The sequence below is a fragment of the Hirschia baltica ATCC 49814 genome (assembly GCF_000023785.1).
Taxonomy (GTDB): domain Bacteria; phylum Pseudomonadota; class Alphaproteobacteria; order Caulobacterales; family Hyphomonadaceae; genus Hirschia; species Hirschia baltica.
In genome coordinates this window covers 1,227,092-1,247,573 of sequence record NC_012982.1, presented here as the reverse complement: position 1 = coordinate 1,247,573, position 20,482 = coordinate 1,227,092, and the positions used below count along the sequence as shown (strand labels likewise).

The window sequence follows — 20,482 nt, the reverse complement described above, 5'->3', positions numbered from 1 at the left end:
TATCAGAGACAAAACGATAGGGCTTTTCAAACGCCATTCCCCAAAGGCTAGATACGCCGCATGAACCAAACAAGCGCCCACCAAGATAGACCCATTACCGGCCTTGCCATCCGCTTGTTTGCGATTGCGACACTCGCCTGCATGTTCGCCCTTGTGAAATATGTCGGCGAACAAGATGTGCATGTCATTGAGGTATTATTCTATCGCTTCCTGTTTGGCACAATCGTCACAGGCGCATGGATTATCAGCCGCAAAGGCGGCCTCACCAATCTTAAAAGCACGCGCTATGGCGCACATCTGGCGCGGGCAATATTGGGCATTATTGCCATGGGCGCAAATTTCCTCGCCGTCATGCTATTGCCCATGGCCGAAGCCGCCACAATCGGTTTTACCGTGCCCATGATCGCCACAATATTCTCCGTGATTTTCCTCTCGGAATTTGTTGGTATACGGCGTTGGATTGCGGTTCTTGTTGGCTTTATCGGCATAGTTGTCGCCATGCAGCCTTGGCACAATGAAATCCCTCTACTTGGCGCAGCCGTGGCCATGACGGGTGCCATTTTTGGTGCAGCCACCACTATCATTATCCGCAAACTCGCCACCACGGAGAGCGCCGCCAGCATTGTCTTCACCTACACGCTTTTGGGGGTCCCCATCACCGGAATCGCCATGATATGGGTGGGGCAGATGCATTCTTTAGAGGTATTTGGGCTGTTAATCGCAATATCTATTCTTGGCACAGTTGGACAACTCGCCCTGTCAGAATCCCTGCGACTAGCTAATATTGCTGTTGTGATGCCGATGGATTATTCAAATCTGATATTTGCCACTGCCCTTGGATATGTGTTCTGGGATCAAATCCCCAGCCCAACCTTATGGCTGGGCACGCCCCTCATCATCGGATCAGGCATCTATATCGCCCTACGCGAGCGCAAACTCTCCATCCAACGCGCCATGCACCCAGAAAACCCATCCCCCGTCCCGAAGGGATAGGGCAGACTACAAGGATACATGTCCTCAACGCTTCAGTCTGTAACGTTCTCCAACCTGCTCAATAATGCGCTCTAAATCACCCTGCGTAATAACAGTGGACAGAACTTCCAGCATTTTCGTTAAAGATACGCTAGCGGCAGGCCGCTTCAACTCTGCATATTTATTAAAATCAATAGAGTCCAACACCGTTTTTTTGAACTCAGCGGCTTTCATCCCTGTGCGCGTCTGAGCACTTTTTAGAGCACCTGATAATGGATGTGGTGGCTTTCGAGATGATTTTACTGCCCGCGCTGGTTTTTCTAATTCTTTTGCGACTAGGTTTAAAAATTCTGTCCTTCCTAAACGTTCATAATCCGCAAGGAACTCTTCCACATGGCTCGCTGTAATATTTGGTTTGGAGCGGCTTTTCTTTATTAGAGCCAAAAGCTCCTGCGATTTAGAATTCATTTTTTGGTCCCCGCATCAGATATCAATAACAACTCATCTGACAGAGCATGCATAGATTCGTTTGCTGCTCCGAAAGAAATGTCTTTTAACTCACTATTTAACGCCGCATTCAGATATTTTTCGACGCCAATCATTCCTTGAGTTAAAGGAATACGGGTCTCCAAAACTTTGTTTTTAACGAAGGAAACTAGGCTTGAAATTTTATCCGCAGACTTTGAAAAGTCGTTTGCAAAATCTCTTTCTGTTACATTATTCAATCTATAAAAATTGAACACTGGATAGGTTTTCCCATCAATATCACAATCAAAGACATTTAGAGCAGCCTGTTGCATTGAATAAAGACCACGCACAGCATTGTAATCAGCTCTAACAGGTGAAATAATGTTATCTGCAAACTTTAAGGCACAATGAGTCAGCAAAGAAGCCGATGGGCCAGAATCAATAAAAATTGCATCATAATATCTAGACAATGCACGCACTGATTTTGAAAAATTATATAAATACACTTCTTGAGCTGTAACTGATGCTTTAGCGAATTTCATCATCCGATAATCAGCCGGTATGATGGAAAGTGACCCATTACTTGCTGAATCAGATATTTTCATAGCCAATGAAGACCAGTTAGTTTCAACATCATGGGCAAATGCCATAAGGAATTTAAAGTCGTACTCACGCCCTACTTTTTTACAGACCCTTTTCGGTTCAAAAAGAGAAAGTGCAGTATGCCCCTCAGCAGATGCGACCGCCAACGCATGCCGCGTCAAAAGCAGGTCACTTAAATTTTCTTGAGGGTCTAAATCTATCAATAAAACCCGCTTGTTGTGCTTAGATGCAAAACAACATGCAGCTGAAGCGCACAAACTTGTTTTTCCTATGCCACCTTTAAAATTCACAAATGAAAAGATGGAAGCCAGCGCATCTTCACTCAAGCGCCATTCCAGAGCTTCTAAAAGCTTATTTAATATGTTCTGGGTAAGTTGAACATGATAACTAATGAACTGGATACTTTGAACTAATTTAGATGCCCATGCAGAGCTTTCATCAATTTCGTCCCGCAATTCAACTGCTGGCACATTCGAAATTGGGATTATGGGAATATTCGAAGCGATTGCTGTTTCAACTTCTTTTTTTACCCACTCACTTTTTAAAGATGCTCTCGTCAGTAATAAAACTAGACAACGTGAAGTTTGCACCTTTCTAATAATAATATCCTCAAACTCATCGCCCGGCTTCAACTTTTGATCATCTTGCCAATTTTCGAATCCATGCTCACTCATAAACTGAGAAACGCGATCAGCTTGCTTCTGATTTTCACTACTATACGATAAAAAAATCAATCTTCGTCCCCAAAATCGGAACTCAAGAAACTCGAGAACACGCATCAACCCGTCGTTAACATTTAAAACACGTGAAGTTGTAATCAGCAATAAGTAACTATACTTGAACGCTTGTCACATAGTGGAAATCTCAAAACTTATCCCCCTGCTTAAAACCTCACCCCATACTTGCTGCATCCAATCTTCAGGGGCGGCTCGCGACCGACGTGTGGAATTGGAGGAATGGGCCTGCCAATACTGGATAACGAAACGGTGCGTTATCTAAGTTGCAGGGCTGAAGGGAGATAGGCTTGTATAGCGTAAATACAGGTCAGGTCTTGGGGGCATTGCCCGCCCCTTCAGTGGCTTTGCGATAAGCCAAAACCATTTTGCGAGGCGCACCTTCGGGCTGCGTTACCAGCTGGCCACCCGCCAGCACACACATTGCGGCCAGACTGTGCGCCTTGCGCCCCGTTTACCAGCCACATTCATGCCTGCATCGGGCAAACCTGCATCGGGGCAATCTCCCAATGCAGATATTTTTGTTGGTTTGCGCGCTTAAGCAGATGTCTATTTGTTGGAAAGCACGACGCGATAATGCACATCGCCAGATTTTAGACGGTCCATCGCTTCATTCACCTGATCCATGCGGAACATCTCAATTTGGGGCTTAATGTCATGGCGTTTGGCAAATTCAAGCATTGTCGCAATCGTTTGCGGACTGCCAACCGATGATGATGAGACCGATTTTTGCTGCTCCATCAAAGCAAACACATTGATATCAAGCGGCTCCAATGTCGCCCCCGCAAAATGCAATCGCCCTTTAGGTGCCAGCGTCGATAGGTATAAATTCCAATTCAAAGCCACATTTACCGTGGAAATGATGACATCAAACCGGCCTTTCGCGCTCTTTATTTCGGCCTTATCACGCGAATTTAACGTGTGGTGCGCGCCCAGTTTTTTAGCTTCCTCAATCTTGCTTTCGCTAGATGTAAAAGCCGTTACTTCACATCCCCACGCGTTCAAAAATTGAAGCGCTAAATGCCCTAGACCGCCAATGCCAATCACAGCCACTTTGCTGGTCGGCGGAATGTCATATTGCACAAGCGGATTAAACACAGTGACACCGCCGCAAAACATCGGCCCCGCCGTTTCAAGATCTATTCCCTCGGGTATCGCCACCACGCTTTGCGCCTGCGCCCGCACCTTATCGGCAAAGCCCCCATAATGCCCCGCAATTGTTGGCTGCACTTTCTCACATAAATTCTGGTCCCCAGCCCCGCACTGCTTGCATTCATTGCAATAGCCCGAATGCCAACCAAGCCCCACATTTTGACCAATGGAAAAAGATTTCACATCCTCACCCACTGCCGCAATCACACCTACAACCTCATGCCCGGGCACAAGCGGATAATCACTAAATCCCCAGTCATTATCAATCATGCTAAGATCACTGTGACAAATACCGCAATAATGCACATCTATCTCAACTTCATCCCGCCCTAGAACACCCGAATCATATTCAAATGGTTTCAACTCACCTTTAGCTTCAAATGCGGCATATGCTTTGATCATAGAGAAAGTCCTTTGGGGTAATAAGGTCCAAACAGTGTTTTATAGGCGTAGACAATAAACAGCCTTCTGAAACAAAGCACACCTGCCCCAAGGAGAGCCAATCTAAGAGCAGAATATTTCCACTTTATTTTGTTGTTTTATCACCTAAAATCAAACTTCATCTCAAGACGTGACACTAAGGCCAACAATATGCGCACTTCTGATAAGAATTTAGATACCTATGATGTCACTCTATTTGAAAGAGAAACACCCAATTTCTGGATGGTCACAGCAAGTTTTGACGCAAGTGACCGGTTATCCATATGCAGTGGCGGTATTGATGATGAGTGGTATATCATTGTTGAAAAGGGCCAATTAGGGGCGCTTAAACGTGTGCTAGATAAAGCTGCAAAACCTCGCGCAAAAACGGGTGATGAAAACGCCGATATACTGAAAAACCTAAAAACTTTATTCGGGGATCAAGGTTCAAATCCGTTTGAACAAATCAAAATATTTCTTGATAATCGCGGCATAAATTGGAAACCAGACCACTGGGCCAGCATGGATTGATATACAACTTTAGGATAAATTGACCTGAAACTTATTCAACTTTAGCCTGAAACAATACGATAATAATTTCATCTGTCTATTTTCTTAGGGGGGAAACTATGTCCGCTGCTGTTCTCGATCCAAATTCAATCTCCATGCTTTCAGACACATCTGAAACACATGTTCGAACACCTCAGAAAAAATCAATTAACCTGCTTATGGCTGGCGCAATAGCCACTGTGATCACGCTAGCGCTGTTCTGTACGATGGAATATCTAATCCGCATAGATGCGATAAACATGCAAAAAGCAAAGGACTTTACATTACGGGCATTTACGGTTGAAACTATCCCACCCCCAGCACCGTCAAGTTATCTTGATATCGAGATAATCAAAACACCCATCCCTCCAGCTGCGCCTGCTATTAGTATTACTGCTTCAGATGCACCTAGTTTGAATATACCAATCATAAATAATTCAGCCCCGGATTTGGTTTCGCAAATTCCGGTTATTGCAACGGGCACCTATAATGGACCATCAACGGCAATCCCCATCCGACAACCTCTACCAACCTATCCCAGAAAAGCCTTGCACCAAGGTTTATCTGGCCTCTGTGATGTAGCCTTCGCCCTAGATCCACAAGGACGCCCTTTCAATGTAGTCGCTGATTGTTCTGATGCCGTTTTCAATGCATCCGCTGAACGCGCAGTTCGCAAGGCATTGTTCTCGCCTACTAAAGATGCTTCCGGCGTACCCGTCACCACTTACAATATGGTCTTTCCACTAGAATACAAATACGCCGAATAAACTCTTTCCTCCGCGTGCGGCGAGACGGTATTTCTTATCAAAAAAGGAAGCCGTCTTGTCTGCTGTATGCATTTACAGCATTTGAGTTTGATTGATTGCCAAACACCAGAAGATTTACCATAAAGTCCTACATTCGATGCGCAGCGTTTAAATTATATATGCTCGATGGGGACGAATATGGACCAGATGATCAATGCCGAAAGCCTTTTGCAAATCCATGAATTAATCGGTCAACACAGAGAGTTGATTTCCAATACGTGGCAATTTTTCGTAAGTGTGCATATCGCGATTTTTGGTTTGCTGTTTATGATAAATCCAGATCGCGTAAACTGGGCGTCACGCCTCGTTTTGTTTATGGCTTACAGCGGGTTTATGTATTTAAACTACAATGCTCAAATCGATAATTACACCTACGCGATGGAATTATTAAATCTTGCCAAAGAGCTAGAATTTGGCTTGCCGGACTCTCAGTCCATCATGACCAATGTTTTTAACAAGCCAGGCTGGGTGCTTGAATATCTAGTCTATATTTTCGGTGTGGCAGCTTGTATTGGCGGCACTCTAATTTTAATCCCGAACCACCCAAAATTGCGCGGTTCAAACACGAACATCCCTTTTGAAGACTAGTCTTTGTGCTCGTCTAACTCCAGTCGCGAGCAATAAAACCAATTGCGTATATTTTTACTGACCTTTCTGGCAATGCTGGCTTTTGCTGCTAATTCTGTGCTGGGCCGCCTCGCCCTCACCCAAACACCAACCCAAGCGGCGTTAATTGATCCCGCCAATTATACGCTAATCCGCCTCATATCTGGTGCGATCGTATTGGGCTTGCTAGCCGGCCTTAAAAACGGGTTCAACAAAACAGCATTTGCCGGCAGCAATATCATTTCAGCTTTCAGCTTATTTTTATACGCAGCCGCATTTTCATTCTCCTATGTCGCAATAGATACTGGCCTTGGTGCTCTTATCCTGTTTGCCTGTGTCCAGCTCACCATGATGGGATGGGCCATAGTCCAAAAATACAAATTCACTTTAGGAGAAATATTCGGAAGTCTAGTCGCTTTCGGCGCACTGATATGGCTTGTTTCACCCGGTGTATCAGCACCCGATCCAATTGCCGCTGTGCTAATGGCTATTTCTGGCATTGCGTGGGGAATATACTCTATTCGAGGTCAAAAATCAGCTTCTGCACTCTCTGCTTCAGCAGGTAATTTTTTGCTGACCATCCCCATGACACTGATATTGATCCGCCCATTTGACTTTAACCCGATGGGGATTGCTCTAGCGGTTACGTCAGGCGCAATTACATCCGGCTTAGGCTATGCGCTTTGGTATAGCGTGCTTCCTAAACTTACGACGAGTAGAGCCGCAATCTCTCAATTATCCGTGCCTGTTCTTGCTGGGATAGGCGGCACATTTCTATTATCTGAAAACTGGACACTGCGTTTTACAATCGCCTCTACACTTATTTTAGGCGGCATTGCACTCGCCATTATAAGCAAACGAAAAATAAACTAAGACCAGAAAAATCCCGCCATATAATCCCTCGCATTGAAGAAAGAGGTAAACTCTGATTTTCTGGAACATAGTAAACAGGAAACGTCAGGAGCCTTGATATGCAAGAGAGCACACAGCGCGTTCTGGACATGATAAAACGTGCCCGCCCAAAATTCACGAATGAAGACCTGCTAGATATCTATGAGGATCTCACCGACCTATCTGCAAACGAATTCGTAGAAGCCATGCAACCGCCTAAAAAACCAATAAAGCTTGGCTCACCCGACGATCCCAATTTTATTGCTTTCATGGAAGCACGCAACAAACTATCCATGGTCAAAACATCTGAATATGTCACCATGCTTTTAAAAGCGCTCGATAAACGCGGTTTGCTTGGCTCATATCAACTAAACGCGAGTCAAACCAGCTCCGTCGCCAAATTTTACGAAGGCCTGACGCGACGTCTCAATCCCGAAACTATCGTGTCTGTCGCTCTGGATATGGCTGCGGGACGCATATAGCGCCCCGCCCCATAATATGCCTTTATGGACAAGGATTTGGCTGGACTTGATGAATTGCATTCACGCAATCTTCCATCACACTTGTCCATTCCAGATCAAATGCATCAATACAGGTTTTCAATTGATCCATTGTTGTCGAGCCAATAATCGTAGACCCCATATATGGCCGCGTATCACAAAAACGAATTGCCAATTGTGTTGGGTCAACATCTAGCTCTTGCGCAAGATCCAAATAAGCATTGGTCGCTTTTTCAGCAATCGGCCCCTCATACCTCTGGAGGCGATCAAATAGCTGCTTGCGAGACCCTTCTGGCAAAGCACCATCACGATATTTCCCGCTTAGAATACCTTGAGCCAATGGGGAATAGGCAAGCAGAGACACATTTTCATGACGACAAACTTCTTCAAGATCACCTTCAAAGCTTCTGTTGAGCAAGCTAAAAGCATTTTGAATAGACGCGACGCGCGGAAGTCCACGCTTTTCAGCTTCTTGGATGAAACGCATCACCCCCCAAGAGCGCTCATTCGACAAACCAATATGACGAATATTGCCCTTTTCAACATGCGTGTTGAGCGCCTCTAATTGTGCTTCAAAGGTTTCATATTCACTATCCCAATCAGCTTCTGATAATTTTGATCCGAAAATCTCAGCTTTGCGGTCAGGCCAATGAATTTGATAAAGGTCGATATAGTCAGTTTGCAATCGCGACAAACTTTGTTCTACCGCAATATCGATTTGCTCTTTCGTCACGCGCAGAAGATCATATTTCTTTTCCCCGCGCATCCAAGTCATTGTTGAACGACCGGCAATTTTGGTGGCAAGAATAACCTTATCGCGTTTACCTGTTTGCTTAAACCAGCTGCCAATTACTTTTTCTGTACTGCCATAAGTCTCTTCTTTGGGCGGAATAGAATAAAGCTCTGCCGTATCGAAGAAATTCACGCCTCGGTCCAACGCGTAATCCATCTGTTGATGGCCTTCAGCCTCAGTATTTTGCTGTCCATAAGTCATCGTTCCAAGACAACAGGCCGACACATCAATATCCGTTCGTCCGAGTTTTCTCATTTGCATGGGCAAAACTTTCTTTCAGATTCACAATAAGCAATTTTCTATGATTTCTAGATCTATGTAGACCTTATCGTTAATTGTACAAGCTTGAGGCGTTTATGTTTAATCCAACATCTCAGATCTTCACAAAAAAGTGATCAAACCGAACATATGCGCTTTGCATTCGATCCTTACATATGCCGTAATGACCTTTTATTCAGCAGAGAGATAAACCATGAAGAAAACAACTATTCTGGGAACGCTAGCAAGTGTTTCCTTGCTTGCACTTGTGGCGTGCCAACCAGAGAACGCAACTGCAGAAGCGGCTCCTCAAGAAACCACACCAGCTGTTGAAGCAGTTGATACAGCAGCTGCCGAAGCTGTCGCTGCGCAATTGGCTGAAACAGCTGCAGGCGTTTACAATGTTGAAAAAACCCACGCTTTCCTTTTCTGGGAATTGAGCCATGGCGGTCTGTCCACATACACAGCAAAATTCACAGACTGGGATGCAAGCATAAACTTTGATCCTGCAAACCCTGCTGCATCAACTGTAACAGCGTCCATCGACCCAACATCTGTAGAAACAGACCACCCGACAAAAGCGGATGAGTGGCACACAGAATTGGCAAATGACTTTTTCAAAGCAGCTGAATTCCCAGCCATCACTTTTAACTCTACATCTGCTAAAGTAACGGGACCAAACACAGGTATCGTGACAGGTGATCTCACATTCTTGGGCGTTACAAAAACAATCGATCTTGATGTCACGTATAATGGTGTTGGCAACAAGCCTTGGCTTGGTGATCTAGATGTTATCGGCTTTGATGCTACTACAACAATCACACGCTCAGATTACGGCCTGACCAAACACGTCGACAATGGAATCGGCGATGAAGTCACAATCAAGATTTCAGCAGAATTTGTTCAAGCTGAAGAAGAAACAGCAGCAGAATAAGCTCAGCGACTTCACAAACTATTCATTTAATTCGCCCCGCTTTACCATTGCCAAAGTGGGGCGTTTTGCGTCTACTGGTTATACCAATTTAGTTGGCTGGAGGCCTCCGATGAAAACGAATACATCGACGTTGACGAATAAGTTTCTATTTGCTCCTGCTCTCGCAGCGCTTCTCACATTGTCAGCATGTATTTCTCCGCCCAAACAAGCTGTCAGTGAGGTTCAATCTGGTAATTATTCACTCGACAAATCACATGCCTCTCTTGTCTTTTCGGTCCAGCACATGGGATTGGCTTGGTACACAATGCGGTTTGAAGACTTTGATGCCAGTATTGATTTCAAACCAGACGCACCAGAAACATCCTCCGTATCAGCCGTCATCAATCCATTATCTATAAGTGCTAATCACCCTGAAAAAGGCAAAGAATGGGACAATGAATTAGCCACGGATGATCGGTTTTTATCTGCCAATACATATCCTGACATTACTTTTTCATCGACAGATATCGCCATCACCGGTCAAAATACAGGTGTCCTGACAGGTGATCTAAATATGTTAGGCACCATAAAACCCATTGAAATGAATGTCATTTTTCACGGATCTAACTCTGTCCCTTGGGCACCTGGCAAAGCGATTATTGGATTTTCAGCAAATGGGTCATTCAATCGTTCTGAATTTGGTATGACGTCTTTATTGCCCAACACGGTAGGTGATGAAGTCAGATTCCAGATTGAAGTAGAATTTAGCGAAGACTAGTTCTAAGATAGCTTTTACTCTGCCATGCAGAAAATATACGCCTATTAATTGGAGAATTTCCATGTCCCTCATGAAACACCGCTATTCAGCAGTTGCAATTGCCCTGCACTGGATTTTGGCCTTTGCCATAATCGGCATGATTGCGCTTGGCTGGTATATGGGGGATTTGCCTAGAACATCTGCCATTAGAGGCGATTTATATCAACTTCACAAATCAATCGGTGTCTCAATTCTTGTCCTGACAGTCGCACGTATCCTTTGGCGAGTGATGAACAAGCCGCCCGAAGAAGTTCCCATGGAACACACACAAGCACTGATAGCCAAAGCTGTTCATATTGGTTTTTATGGCTTGATGATCCTTATGCCATTAACTGGCTGGATGTTGGTTTCTGCCTCGACACACGGGCTACCAACGATTATATATAACACATTCTCTTGGCCACATTTACCTATCCTTCCAAACTTAACGGAAGAAACAAAACACGCCATTGACCCATTTTTGGAAAATGCTCACAGCAAGCTTGCTTGGGTTGCCATTGTCCTCCTTGGGCTTCACGTGGCCGGTGCTTTAAAGCATCAATTCATTGATAAGGATGGTCTTATGGCTCGCATGCTACCCGGAATATTTGGCTCAACGGATGGGGTTGCTCAACCTGCAAAAGGCGTATTGGTTGCTTTTGGCGGCGCTGCTGCTTTCTTTGCAGTCATTGTCGGCCTTGGTATGTTTATCGGCAATGCTGACGCCAAACCCGCACCAAATGAAACACCACAACAACAAGCGCCTGTTGAAATTATTCCAAATTGGGAAATCAACAAGGAAGAGAGCACAATCGGCTTTTCTGGGATTTACAATAAGAAGCCGTTTGAAGGTCAGTTTGAAAGCTGGACTGCAAAAATCAATTATGACCCCGACACAATGCAAGCCGCTCAAATAGAAGTTATTGTCGACACTGCAAGCGCCAAAACCGGCGACACATATAGCGACAAATCTCTTGTCGGCACAGATTTCTTCGACGTTAAAACATACCCGGAAGCCCGTTTTGCAGCCAATGGTGTCTTTGCAACAGATGATGGGCTAGAACTCACAGCTGTTCTAACATTGAAGGGACAAGATTTCCCTATTCGCATGCCTTTCACATTAGACATTGCAGATGGTTCTGCTGTTATGAATTCATCCTTTGCCCTTGATAGAGTATCATTAGGACTTGGAGTCGAAAATGATCCAAACGCGGAATGGATTTCACAAACAATAGACATGAATGTCAAAATAGTCGCATCAAGACTAAACTAAATAACATGTGGCGTGTTTGTTTAAATACGCCGCAAATTCCTCACCCCTGCATTAGTCAGAATAAATGCCCAATATTATCCAATCCCCTAGCCATGATACCATGGAACAGGCCGCGCAGATCATTCGCGATGGCGGTATCGTTGCGATCCCAACCGAGACTGTCTATGGCCTTGCAGCGGACGCAACCAATGGGGAAGCGGTTGCACGCATATACGCTGCCAAGGGCCGCCCGAGTTTCAATCCGCTCATTTCGCATGTCAATGATATGGAAATGGCAGAAGAATTAGCCAATTTTTCACCCGCAGCCCTAGAACTCGTTGAAAAATTCTGGCCCGGTCCACTTACATTAGTTCTACCCAAAACAAAGTATTGCCCTGTCAGTGCTCTAGCAACAGCGGGATTAGACACAATCGCCCTGCGAGCCCCACGCCACATTGTTGCACGTGGTCTGATCGCTGCTGCTCGTTGCCCGCTTGCAGCGCCGTCCGCCAACCCTTCCGAAGCGCTGTCTCCAACCACAGCCCAGCATGTCGCCGATATGCTCTCTGGAAATGTCGACCTGATACTCGATGGTGGCCCATGTAAAACAGGCGTCGAATCGACAGTTGTCTCTGTTGTGGGTGAACGCCCCGCACTGCTACGCCCTGGCGCTCTGCCACGCGCAGAAATCGAAGCTATCACAGGTCCGTTGGATGCTCCTTCTGAGAAAATCGCAAGCCCCGGCATGATGCGCCGCCATTATGCACCGAATGCAAAATTACGCCTTGATGCAATCTCCCCAGAAAAAGGAGAAGCCTATCTTGGTTTTGGTCCAAGCAAACACAAAGTCGCAGCCAATCTCTCTACATCAGGTGATTTGCTAGAAGCTGCCGCAAATCTATTTGCAATGTTGCGCATTCTCGACCTGCAATATGATCGTATAGCGATTGCGCCAATTCCTCATGAAGGTCTTGGCGAAGCCATTAATGATCGCCTCAAACGCGCCGCTGTATAGCCTTTGCCTAGACCGAAGAATGTCTTCAATTGGCCTTTTTATGTATTCAGGTTTAAGCTTAACAAATGGACTTGACGCGAGCGTATAAGCATTGAAAGTGCGCTCAGGTAAAGTTGGGGTTTACCCAAATCAGGAGTGGGCTTATGCGGGCATTTTCTTTTCTATTAGCATTAATTGCCATTGCATGTGGCGGTGCTTGGTATTGGTTATCACAGCAAGATGCCGTCACATCCAACTCAGCCCCCCAGCAATATGAAATGGTAGAAGCAACTGCTCCCGCTGAGGATTATGCAACAGAATCCGCACCTATGGATGACGCCTTCGACGATAGCTCCGCCGCCATGATGGATGCAGACGATCTATTCGATGAAGATGGCAATGTTGATATAGAAGCGCTCAATAATCTTCCCGCCACAGCAGCTGGCGGCAACGCCCAACCTGCTCAAATGAACCAGAATAGATTTTCACCGCAAAGCACGCCCGATGCACCAATTGTTGCCGAGCGGTCTGTTCAAGCGGCAACGCCAAGCGAGTTGGACAATTTCAAATCCCGTCCCATTGCCTATAACCGTCCACCCGAAGTTTTAGCCCTTGGTAAAGCTGTTGATGTATCTCTCATCATTGATGCCACAAGCGCTGCAAATCCAGCAGCTGGTCTAGAAGGCTTTGAAGGCGAAATCGTAGAACGTGATGTGGTGTTATCCGATGAAGTGGCCGCGCAACTAACGGGTGCCGCCTTTGAGATTGAGCTTATGTCCGTCTCTCGCCAGATTCTATCTTCCCGCGCGCAAAACCGTTGGCATTGGCGCATCACCCCCGTTGAAGAAGGCGAGCACATGCTCATCCTTGAAATCTTTGGCTATGCCCAAGGCTCCAACGCAGCAGAACCTCTCGATGCCTATCGTGACCGTATTTCTGTTGAGGTCAAACAACTTGATAAAATCGTCACGCTCGCCAAAGATTATGAGCCTGTGATTGGCGCAATTGGCGGTATTGCCGGCATGTTCTCTGCGCTATTTGCTTTCATTCGCTTTAGCAGCAATCGCAAGAAAAAGAAGAAGGCTTAACCGGCCCTCTTCTATTTGCCTTTTGGCGTAGGTTGAGGACGTTTAAACACCCATTTATCCTTGCTCGACATGTCAGCATCAAAGCTATAGCCCTCAGAGTTAAACCCTTTAAGGCCCTCAGCTTCAGTAATCCGGTTTTCGATAATATAGCGCGCCATCAAACCGCGCGCTTTCTTGGCGAAGAACCCAAGCGTGCGCGCTTTACCATCTTTCACATCCTTAAAGTCACACGTTATGATACGCGCTTTAAGTGACTGTTTATCAACAGATTTAAAGTATTCATTCGAGGCCAAATTCACAACAATTTCATCACCGCCGCTCGCCTTGATATCTTCGTTCAATTGCTTGGATATCCGGTCACCCCAAAATTCATAAAGGTTTTCACCGCGACGCGTTTTCAGCTTTATGCCCATCTCAAGGCGATAAGGTTGCATCCCATCTAGCGGACGCAACACACCATAAAAACCCGACAAAATACGCACGCAGTTTTGAGACCATTCAAGCGCGTCTTTATCCAATGTTTCAGCATCCAACCCGATATACACATCGCCGTTAAACGCAAGCGCAGCCTGCTTTTCAGCCTCCGCATTTCCATCGGGCGCAAAGGCCTGAAACCTATCATAATTGAGATTGGCAAGATCTTCGGAAATGCCCATCAATTCACGTAATTTTGCTCGGCTTAACCCGCGCGTCGTTTTGGATAAAACCGCTGTATCATCCGCCAATAAACGCTTTGTCACCGGCAGCTCTGCCGGCGCAGCATCATAATTTAAAGATTTGGCAGGCGATAAAAGCACAAGCATGAAAACAACCCTTATTCAAAACGACTCATATAAGTCTATTCTAAATAGGTCTTCTTCCCGCTTTCGTCAGCCCTTCCCCCATTTATATCGACCATCACTGAGATGATGTGGTGTTGGAGAGAAGGTCAGTTTAAGCAACCATTCATCTCATGCACTTGGAGTAAATTTAAGTAGTAATCATTTGTTGGTTTCAACTTTATAGTGTACGCTAATTTCTTTGTATCTGACAATCCAGATTTGCCTTCATCATATAATGATCGCTTTGGATAATGCGCCGAAAATTGGCTGTGTATATTAAGTACACCCTCACGCCGTTCGCCGTTGGAGCAACCCGCATCATAACAATAAAACACGGCGACAAGCGGCGTGTTCTCCGGAACAGGATTGAAGATGGGCATGCTAACATTTGGCGTTATTGGAACCTCTAAAAAAGAAGATGAACGGCGCGTCCCTATTCATCCAGATCATCTGATCCGATTGCCCGAAGTCTATCGAAAGAAATTGATTTTTGAAGAAGGCTATGGCGAACGGTTTAATCTCTCAGATTCTCAACTTGCAGCTCAAACGGGTGGCGTAGCCTCTCGTGCTGACATTCTATCTAAATTAGGCAATGTGATCATAGCAAAGCCGATTTTGTCAGATTTTAAAGAGGTACGAGAAGGCGGCATAGTCTGGGGGTATCCCCATTGTGTGCAGCAACGAGATATCACGCAGACAGCCATAGATCGAAAGCTAACCCTTATTGCTTATGAAGATATGTTTGTCTGGAGCCCCAAAGGGCAGATGGGCCGACACACATTTTACAAAAACAATGAGATGGCCGGTTACTGCGCCATATTGGATGCATTGCGGCTGAAGGGCATTGATGGCCATTACGGAAATCAACGCAAGACAATTATTTTTAGTTTTGGAGCAGTCAGTCGTGGCGCTATTTACGCACTAAAGGCGCATGGGTTTCGGGATATTACAATCTGTATTCAGCGTCCCGATCATGAGGTTCGTGAAGAAGTTCTGGATTGCCATTATGTTCGCCTTCGCGAAAGCGGTACGGATGCTCGTATGATGGTGATTGAGCATGATGGAAGCGAACGTCCCTTATCAGAATTAATCAGTGAATCTGATATTATCGTAAATGGCCTGCTTCAAGAACCTGACAATCCAATTATGTTCATTACCGAAGCCGAGAAAGGCAATTTGAAGCCTGGTAGCCTGATTATAGACGTTAGCTGTGATGAAGGTATGGGATTTTACTTTGCTAAACCAACCAGCTTCAAACGCCCTATGATCAAAATTGAAACAACAGATTACTACGCTGTTGACCATACACCTAGTTATCTCTGGGAAAGTGCTTCTAGATCAATCTCCGCGGCTTTGATTGTACACCTACCGACAGTTATTGATGGTCGAGAAAGTTGGCAAGAAAGTGAAACAATTCGACGTGCTGTAAACGTGGATGAAGGCGTCGTTTCAAAACCGGGTATTTTGTCATTCCAAAAACGAGCGCTTGAATATCCCCATAAACAATTGCTTGAGCTTGCAAGCTAAATTTGTCTTCCAATCAGACCTTTGGGTACTCCTACCAACCTCTTTTATAAGGATTTATTCCATGCCTAAGAACAAAAAGTCTAACAAAGAAATTCGAAAGCCGAAAAAAGCAAAGCCTAAGCCAAATGATGGTACTCCATCCAAATTTGGTGGGACTGTTTTAGGGATCGGATCCAAAAAGAACTAAACTTCAGAGAAGATAAGGAGGATAAAACGACCATTCGTATAAATAAAAAACTTGTGACATTTAATCACCCTTTTCTGCTCGACGAAATTGAGCAGGAACTTCCGGCTGGAAATTACACAATTGAAACCGAAGAAGAAAAAATAGAAGGGTCTACATTCCTCGCTTATCGAACCTTAAACACGATACTTGTGTATCGTCCTCAACACTCACGAAAGACACACATCCAATATTGGGAAATCTCAGCTCATAGTCTTTCGTTAGCTTTGGAACGGGACGTTAAACTCACTCAAGAAGAGCACTCCCAAAACTCCATCTATAACCTTGCAAATAAAATTGGATCACAACATGATTAGCACCCGATCAAATATAACAAGGATTGGGATCAATCTTGTTGCCGTATTCTTGCTTATTGCCATGCATGGAAGTGTGTTGGCACAAAACACTACTTCCAATTCCATTCCAGAAAATGCAACTGTCCAATCTTATGGAAAAGGGTGGTCTTGCAATTCCGGCTATATAGAAAAAGTAGGAAGCTGCCATCAAATCCTTGTGCCTAAAAATGCTCATGTCAGCAACACAAGTTATGGTTCTGGTTGGAAATGCAATTATGGATACCAAAATACTAGTGGGGAATGTACGCCGATCAGTATTCCTAAGAATGCATACTTACGGGCTGATGGAGAAAGGTGGAATTGTGATAGAGGATATGACCGTTTAGGAGGCGGTTGCGTCGTCATAACTGTTCCAGCAAATGCATATCTTACGAGCGGATCATATGATGGCGGTTGGGCTTGCGAACGGGGATACTCGAAGAAAGGCAAGAACTGCCAAGCTATTATTGTGCCCGAAGATGGCTATTTGAGTGATCTTTCATATGGTCCAGGATGGAAATGCGATAGAGGTTTTAATGCCTCTCCCACGAAATGCATAAAAATACAATTTCCTGAAAATGCTCATCTAAGAGACGATGGCAATGATTGGGAATGTAATCGTCCTCTACAACGCAGGGGCAAAAAATGTATCTTGATAAGCAAATAGCATGCTTTGCATTCAGCTCCTTTGACAGTGTTGAGATAAAGGATTTTCGTAGAATTGACATCAATTTTAGTTTTGAAAACTGACCAAATATAACAAATATAAAAAGGGTGCTGATTATGATTCACGGTACTGTAAAATACTATAATTCCGAACAAGGCTTTGGCTTAATAACAAGAGCAGACAATGAAAAAGATGTTCGTTTCACTTTTTCGGCACTAAAAAAGTTGGGTATTACGGGCATTAAAGAAAGACAAAAAGTAAAATTTGAAACTGAAACCAATCCAGACACAGGTAAAGTAATTGCTGTTACGCTTGAGTTGGTCTGAAGGAGAATTAATTGTTCTGAAGGGCATTCATCAGATAGGGCTACTCCCTGAAGTGTCGCCTTTGATCCAATATCCATCTGTCCCCCTCTTCAACGCGCCAACTTATCCCCCATCGCAGTCATTCGTTAGTGGGGTGACAGAAGTTCAAAACTATTTCACAACGCCCAGCACATTATATACACATGAGATACACACTATCTCGACATAAAGTATGGACTGATTTGTATGGCTTGGACCAAAACCTATGATGGCGAAGAGCCTCAACGCATCAATAAATGGCTCGGTCAGTCCGGTGTGTGCTCACGTCGTGAGGCTGAAGGTTTGGTCGAACAGGGATTGATATCCATAGATGGCGTCAAGGTCACAGAGCCGGGTCGCAAAATCGAAAAAGGTGAAACCCTCACCCTCGCCGATGCCGCGACAGACAAGCTGGCCAGCGCTATGTCGGTCATTCTCAACAAGCCGATTGATTATGTGTCCGCACACCCAAATGAAGGCGAAGTGCCGGCGGTGCGCCTACTCACCAAGGCCAATTTATCGGGACAATCTGAAACTATCCCTGATCGTGATACCCGCCTTGCCCCTGTTGGCAGGCTCGATAAAGATTCGCGCGGCCTCCTTATCCTCACAGAAGATGGTGTGCTGACAAAAGCCGTCATCGGCCCTGATGCCGACAGTGAAAAAGAATACCTTGTCACTGTGAATGGCACTATCACGCATGAAAAAATCAGACGGCTCTGCCACGGATTGCGTATGGATGGCCGTGCCCTCAAGCCTGCTATCGTCACGCATGAAGGCGGTCAGGTGCTGCGCTTTATTCTGACAGAGGGCCGCAATCGCCAAATCCGCCGCATGGCAGAGCTGGTGCAGCTGCATGTGGTTGATCTTTTCCGTATCCGCATTGGCCATGTCCATATTGGTGAACTGCCAGAGGGCAAATGGCGCACAATGACGACGCACGAACGTGATGGATTAATTGATAAATCCAAAGCAGATAAAAGCCTTAAGCCTGATCCCATCTCAAGCACTTTTGTGCCGCCGGAAAAGCCAGAAAAACCCGTTCGTCGCCAAGGCACAAGCGCCAAAAAGCTTGATCCTTATCGCAATGCGGATGGGTATTCAAAGCGCAATTATAAAGCCAAATCACGCCCTAAATATCCCGGAACAAAATAGCCTAAAACAAGCCGCGTTTTAGCAATTCTGTTGGTCCACTTTTACCTTCAATTTTCATAATGCCTTCTGGTGTTGTTTCCCCTTCTTCAAGGTCAAACGACACATCAAGCAGGAATGCGGGCATAGAATTTTCATGTTTTTTGCCGTTTGGATCAAAAACCTTCCATTCAAAACACCACAAATCTTGGGTTGGTTTTAGGTCAAATTCTTCCGATGCAGCCACCTCTTGATCAATTGATGATGGGTTCATCCAGAATGTCTTGGCCCCCACCGTCCCTGGCTCCACAATAAACGGTTTGATGTATGCTGTTTGTCTGCCATCAGCAGAATATTCCTGAACACGCACCCGTTTTTCGTCTTCGGCAATGATACACTTATCCGCGTTCGATGATTTCACGACTGAGACATCAGAGACAACTAAAGACCGCGTCCCCCTGTTGGATAAAACAAGCGATGCATCAATATAAAATCTATAGCTTGCGCTCTTTGTTTCACTATTGGATGAAAAACCACGGTTCACTTGCCCTTTAACATCAGCAATTGCTGCCGTCAGCGTGTAGCGCGCATCAAAAAAGGTCAGATATGTTGTCATGCTGGATAACACCATCGCCGCCAGCGCCAAAACTGTACTCGAAATATTACGCATCTTCTGTTTTTATCCCCATCTCGTCCGTCGCGTTTTCTCGCAATGACTTTTGTAGCATTTTTGCAAATTTGCGGACCTGATTTTCACCGCTTAAACCTATTTTAGACGTTCTCACCGGCTTTTTATTATCACCAAAAATAATCAAAGATCCTTCTTCATCATCCTCTGGCAATTCATATCCATGAGCATGAAATGTTTGAGCCACACCGCGCCACTCATTAACTGGATCATATCCATTTTCAATCGATCCTCGGTCATTTGGCGGATCAACCACAATGGTTTTTTTCAATGCACCAGATGTCAATAAATGCTCAACTTCCCAGCTTGTACCTTCTCTTGGTGAGGGCAAAAGCACAATCATTTCAGACTTGTCGATCAACAATTTGATTGCGTCCTGCCATACATCATCAGCCACCCGAATACGGCCCGCCCCCATATGTTCGAGCGGTTTGCCAAGCGCCACCAATTTTCCCAATGGACGCAACGCCTTTTCAATTTCTTCTTCAAACTCAACCCTATCAGAAGCAACCATAAGCGTTCCATTGCCCATAGAACTTGCACCAAGCCCGACAAGTTTTGTTTTCTTTGCGCCTATTTTGTCAGTAGACGCAAAAGGGCGAAGATAAAGAATAAACGGCTCCTGCGCTCCGCCGCCTTCTTTACTTAAAGACTTAAATATCTGGTCAGCATCCATGTCTCGCTGTCTTTGTTCAAACCAGCCTTCCAGATCGAAAAAGAGCTGAGCTATCAAAATTGAAACAACCAAAGTAGAGGCAAACAAAAAGAGCGCTGCATTCGGCGAAATTTGTGGACGGCTAGCAGAAAAAACAGCGATAAAAGCACCTAAAATCAGAGAAAACACCAACGCCACCATGGAGAATTTGCGTCCCCATTGTGTGCCTTTGGGTGTGTTCATTTTACTTGCTATCTGTTTGAACATGCGGCTTAAAACCTACACCTTTGACTGAT

The 20,482-nt window shown here is 45.1% G+C and carries 24 protein-coding genes; 17 read left to right on the top strand and 7 right to left on the bottom strand.

Translation table 11 applies throughout. The annotated features are described in order from the left end of the window. The first annotated feature begins 60 nt into the window (after positions 1 to 60). Entirely contained in the window at positions 61 to 993 is a 933-nt protein-coding gene (locus tag HBAL_RS05885) for a DMT family transporter (RefSeq protein ID WP_015827019.1), read from the top strand. A 24-nt stretch (positions 994 to 1,017) separates the two neighbouring features. On the opposite strand, the gene HBAL_RS05880 is transcribed toward HBAL_RS05885, so the two are convergent. The 3 genes from HBAL_RS05880 to ahr all read right to left on the bottom strand — a co-directional run bounded on the left by HBAL_RS05880 (position 1,018) and on the right by ahr (position 4,331). Next, on the bottom strand, positions 1,018 to 1,440 hold the full coding sequence (locus HBAL_RS05880; protein ID WP_015827018.1) for a hypothetical protein: 423 nt from the start codon (positions 1,438 to 1,440) through the stop codon (positions 1,018 to 1,020). After that, entirely contained in the window at positions 1,437 to 2,777 is a 1,341-nt protein-coding gene (locus HBAL_RS05875; protein ID WP_041301437.1) for an AAA family ATPase, read from the bottom strand. Before HBAL_RS05875 ends, HBAL_RS05880 begins: the two co-directional genes overlap by 4 nt. Positions 2,778 to 3,326: 549 nt before the next feature. Then, positions 3,327 to 4,331, bottom strand: coding sequence for an NADPH-dependent aldehyde reductase Ahr (ahr, locus tag HBAL_RS05870; RefSeq protein ID WP_015827016.1), 1,005 nt, complete (start codon positions 4,329 to 4,331; stop codon positions 3,327 to 3,329). A gap of 189 nt (positions 4,332 to 4,520) precedes the next feature. Between ahr and HBAL_RS05865 the strand changes: the two genes are divergently transcribed. From HBAL_RS05865 to HBAL_RS05845, 5 genes are all read left to right on the top strand, one after another. Beyond that, positions 4,521 to 4,880, top strand: coding sequence for a hypothetical protein (locus tag HBAL_RS05865; RefSeq protein ID WP_015827015.1), 360 nt, complete (start codon positions 4,521 to 4,523; stop codon positions 4,878 to 4,880). Between the two features lie 98 nt (positions 4,881 to 4,978). Beyond that, positions 4,979 to 5,665, top strand: coding sequence for an energy transducer TonB (locus tag HBAL_RS05860; RefSeq protein ID WP_041301434.1), 687 nt, complete (start codon positions 4,979 to 4,981; stop codon positions 5,663 to 5,665). A gap of 177 nt (positions 5,666 to 5,842) precedes the next feature. Beyond that, positions 5,843 to 6,292 (top strand): hypothetical protein, encoded by a 450-nt coding sequence (locus HBAL_RS05855; RefSeq protein WP_015827013.1) that lies wholly within the window; start codon positions 5,843 to 5,845, stop codon positions 6,290 to 6,292. A gap of 42 nt (positions 6,293 to 6,334) precedes the next feature. Further along, positions 6,335 to 7,183, top strand: coding sequence for a DMT family transporter (locus tag HBAL_RS05850; RefSeq protein WP_233356753.1), 849 nt, complete (start codon positions 6,335 to 6,337; stop codon positions 7,181 to 7,183). 98 nt (positions 7,184 to 7,281) lie between these two features. After that, a complete protein-coding gene (locus HBAL_RS05845; RefSeq protein WP_015827011.1) occupies positions 7,282 to 7,683 on the top strand; it encodes a hypothetical protein in 402 nt (133 codons plus the stop codon). Between the two features lie 22 nt (positions 7,684 to 7,705). Here the strand turns inward: HBAL_RS05845 and HBAL_RS05840 are convergent, their stop codons facing one another. Next, complete coding sequence (locus HBAL_RS05840; RefSeq protein ID WP_015827010.1) at positions 7,706 to 8,755, bottom strand: aldo/keto reductase; 1,050 nt, start codon at positions 8,753 to 8,755, stop codon at positions 7,706 to 7,708. A 211-nt stretch (positions 8,756 to 8,966) separates the two neighbouring features. On the opposite strand from HBAL_RS05840, the gene HBAL_RS05835 reads away from it, so the two are divergent. The 5 genes from HBAL_RS05835 (at position 8,967) to HBAL_RS05815 (ending at position 13,795) form a co-directional block, all read left to right on the top strand. Next, positions 8,967 to 9,686 carry a YceI family protein gene (locus HBAL_RS05835; RefSeq protein WP_015827009.1) on the top strand — a complete coding sequence of 240 codons (720 nt, stop codon included), beginning with the start codon at positions 8,967 to 8,969 and terminating at the stop codon, positions 9,684 to 9,686. A 109-nt stretch (positions 9,687 to 9,795) separates the two neighbouring features. Beyond that, positions 9,796 to 10,443 carry a YceI family protein gene (locus HBAL_RS05830; protein ID WP_015827008.1) on the top strand — a complete coding sequence of 216 codons (648 nt, stop codon included), beginning with the start codon at positions 9,796 to 9,798 and terminating at the stop codon, positions 10,441 to 10,443. A 61-nt stretch (positions 10,444 to 10,504) separates the two neighbouring features. After that, positions 10,505 to 11,734, top strand: a complete 1,230-nt coding sequence (locus tag HBAL_RS05825) for a cytochrome b/b6 domain-containing protein (protein ID WP_015827007.1) — start codon at positions 10,505 to 10,507, stop codon at positions 11,732 to 11,734. Between the two features lie 64 nt (positions 11,735 to 11,798). Continuing rightward, entirely contained in the window at positions 11,799 to 12,728 is a 930-nt protein-coding gene (locus HBAL_RS05820; RefSeq protein WP_015827006.1) for an L-threonylcarbamoyladenylate synthase, read from the top strand. Positions 12,729 to 12,871: 143 nt separating this feature from the next. Beyond that, entirely contained in the window at positions 12,872 to 13,795 is a 924-nt protein-coding gene (locus HBAL_RS05815; protein ID WP_015827005.1) for a hypothetical protein, read from the top strand. Positions 13,796 to 13,806: 11 nt separating this feature from the next. On the opposite strand, the gene yaaA is transcribed toward HBAL_RS05815, so the two are convergent. Further along, a complete protein-coding gene (yaaA, locus tag HBAL_RS05810; RefSeq protein ID WP_015827004.1) occupies positions 13,807 to 14,598 on the bottom strand; it encodes a peroxide stress protein YaaA in 792 nt (263 codons plus the stop codon). Positions 14,599 to 14,988: 390 nt separating this feature from the next. Between yaaA and HBAL_RS05800 the strand changes: the two genes are divergently transcribed. From HBAL_RS05800 to HBAL_RS05780, 6 genes are all read left to right on the top strand, one after another. Then, complete coding sequence (locus HBAL_RS05800; protein WP_015827003.1) at positions 14,989 to 16,143, top strand: N(5)-(carboxyethyl)ornithine synthase; 1,155 nt, start codon at positions 14,989 to 14,991, stop codon at positions 16,141 to 16,143. 61 nt (positions 16,144 to 16,204) lie between these two features. After that, the gene (locus tag HBAL_RS16975; protein WP_015827002.1) at positions 16,205 to 16,330 is read left to right on the top strand and encodes a hypothetical protein; all 126 of its coding nucleotides are present in this window, start codon (positions 16,205 to 16,207) and stop codon (positions 16,328 to 16,330) included. A gap of 53 nt (positions 16,331 to 16,383) precedes the next feature. Further along, positions 16,384 to 16,683 (top strand): hypothetical protein, encoded by a 300-nt coding sequence (locus HBAL_RS05795; RefSeq protein ID WP_041301429.1) that lies wholly within the window; start codon positions 16,384 to 16,386, stop codon positions 16,681 to 16,683. After that, complete coding sequence (locus HBAL_RS05790; RefSeq protein ID WP_015827000.1) at positions 16,676 to 17,368, top strand: hypothetical protein; 693 nt, start codon at positions 16,676 to 16,678, stop codon at positions 17,366 to 17,368. Before HBAL_RS05795 ends, HBAL_RS05790 begins: the two co-directional genes overlap by 8 nt. 116 nt (positions 17,369 to 17,484) lie before the next feature. Then, the gene (locus HBAL_RS05785) at positions 17,485 to 17,694 is read left to right on the top strand and encodes a cold-shock protein (protein WP_015826999.1); all 210 of its coding nucleotides are present in this window, start codon (positions 17,485 to 17,487) and stop codon (positions 17,692 to 17,694) included. Between the two features lie 225 nt (positions 17,695 to 17,919). After that, entirely contained in the window at positions 17,920 to 18,867 is a 948-nt protein-coding gene (locus tag HBAL_RS05780) for a pseudouridine synthase (RefSeq protein WP_015826998.1), read from the top strand. Between the two features lies 1 nt (position 18,868). Here the strand turns inward: HBAL_RS05780 and HBAL_RS05775 are convergent, their stop codons facing one another. After that, positions 18,869 to 19,513, bottom strand: a complete 645-nt coding sequence (locus HBAL_RS05775) for a hypothetical protein (protein ID WP_015826997.1) — start codon at positions 19,511 to 19,513, stop codon at positions 18,869 to 18,871. Further along, the gene (locus HBAL_RS05770) at positions 19,506 to 20,453 is read right to left on the bottom strand and encodes a hypothetical protein (RefSeq protein WP_015826996.1); all 948 of its coding nucleotides are present in this window, start codon (positions 20,451 to 20,453) and stop codon (positions 19,506 to 19,508) included. Before HBAL_RS05770 ends, HBAL_RS05775 begins: the two co-directional genes overlap by 8 nt. Between the last annotated feature and the right edge of the window lie 29 nt (positions 20,454 to 20,482).

What these genes read in the sequence shown, in the direction of transcription:
- HBAL_RS05885 (WP_015827019.1), top strand. Translation starts at nt 61, where the DNA reads ATGAACCAAACAAGCGCCCACCAAGATAGACCCATTACCGGCCTTGCC.
- HBAL_RS05880 (WP_015827018.1), bottom strand. Translation starts at nt 1,440, where the DNA reads ATGAATTCTAAATCGCAGGAGCTTTTGGCTCTAATAAAGAAAAGCCGC.
- ahr (WP_015827016.1), bottom strand. Translation starts at nt 4,331, where the DNA reads ATGATCAAAGCATATGCCGCATTTGAAGCTAAAGGTGAGTTGAAACCA.
- HBAL_RS05865 (WP_015827015.1), top strand. Translation starts at nt 4,521, where the DNA reads ATGCGCACTTCTGATAAGAATTTAGATACCTATGATGTCACTCTATTT.
- HBAL_RS05860 (WP_041301434.1), top strand. Translation starts at nt 4,979, where the DNA reads ATGTCCGCTGCTGTTCTCGATCCAAATTCAATCTCCATGCTTTCAGAC.
- HBAL_RS05855 (WP_015827013.1), top strand. Translation starts at nt 5,843, where the DNA reads ATGGACCAGATGATCAATGCCGAAAGCCTTTTGCAAATCCATGAATTA.
- HBAL_RS05845 (WP_015827011.1), top strand. Translation starts at nt 7,282, where the DNA reads ATGCAAGAGAGCACACAGCGCGTTCTGGACATGATAAAACGTGCCCGC.
- HBAL_RS05840 (WP_015827010.1), bottom strand. Translation starts at nt 8,755, where the DNA reads ATGCAAATGAGAAAACTCGGACGAACGGATATTGATGTGTCGGCCTGT.
- HBAL_RS05835 (WP_015827009.1), top strand. Translation starts at nt 8,967, where the DNA reads ATGAAGAAAACAACTATTCTGGGAACGCTAGCAAGTGTTTCCTTGCTT.
- HBAL_RS05830 (WP_015827008.1), top strand. Translation starts at nt 9,796, where the DNA reads ATGAAAACGAATACATCGACGTTGACGAATAAGTTTCTATTTGCTCCT.
- HBAL_RS05825 (WP_015827007.1), top strand. Translation starts at nt 10,505, where the DNA reads ATGTCCCTCATGAAACACCGCTATTCAGCAGTTGCAATTGCCCTGCAC.
- HBAL_RS05820 (WP_015827006.1), top strand. Translation starts at nt 11,799, where the DNA reads ATGCCCAATATTATCCAATCCCCTAGCCATGATACCATGGAACAGGCC.
- HBAL_RS05815 (WP_015827005.1), top strand. Translation starts at nt 12,872, where the DNA reads ATGCGGGCATTTTCTTTTCTATTAGCATTAATTGCCATTGCATGTGGC.
- yaaA (WP_015827004.1), bottom strand. Translation starts at nt 14,598, where the DNA reads ATGCTTGTGCTTTTATCGCCTGCCAAATCTTTAAATTATGATGCTGCG.
- HBAL_RS05800 (WP_015827003.1), top strand. Translation starts at nt 14,989, where the DNA reads ATGGGCATGCTAACATTTGGCGTTATTGGAACCTCTAAAAAAGAAGAT.
- HBAL_RS16975 (WP_015827002.1), top strand. Translation starts at nt 16,205, where the DNA reads ATGCCTAAGAACAAAAAGTCTAACAAAGAAATTCGAAAGCCGAAAAAA.
- HBAL_RS05790 (WP_015827000.1), top strand. Translation starts at nt 16,676, where the DNA reads ATGATTAGCACCCGATCAAATATAACAAGGATTGGGATCAATCTTGTT.
- HBAL_RS05785 (WP_015826999.1), top strand. Translation starts at nt 17,485, where the DNA reads ATGATTCACGGTACTGTAAAATACTATAATTCCGAACAAGGCTTTGGC.
- HBAL_RS05780 (WP_015826998.1), top strand. Translation starts at nt 17,920, where the DNA reads ATGGCTTGGACCAAAACCTATGATGGCGAAGAGCCTCAACGCATCAAT.
- HBAL_RS05775 (WP_015826997.1), bottom strand. Translation starts at nt 19,513, where the DNA reads ATGCGTAATATTTCGAGTACAGTTTTGGCGCTGGCGGCGATGGTGTTA.
- HBAL_RS05770 (WP_015826996.1), bottom strand. Translation starts at nt 20,453, where the DNA reads ATGTTCAAACAGATAGCAAGTAAAATGAACACACCCAAAGGCACACAA.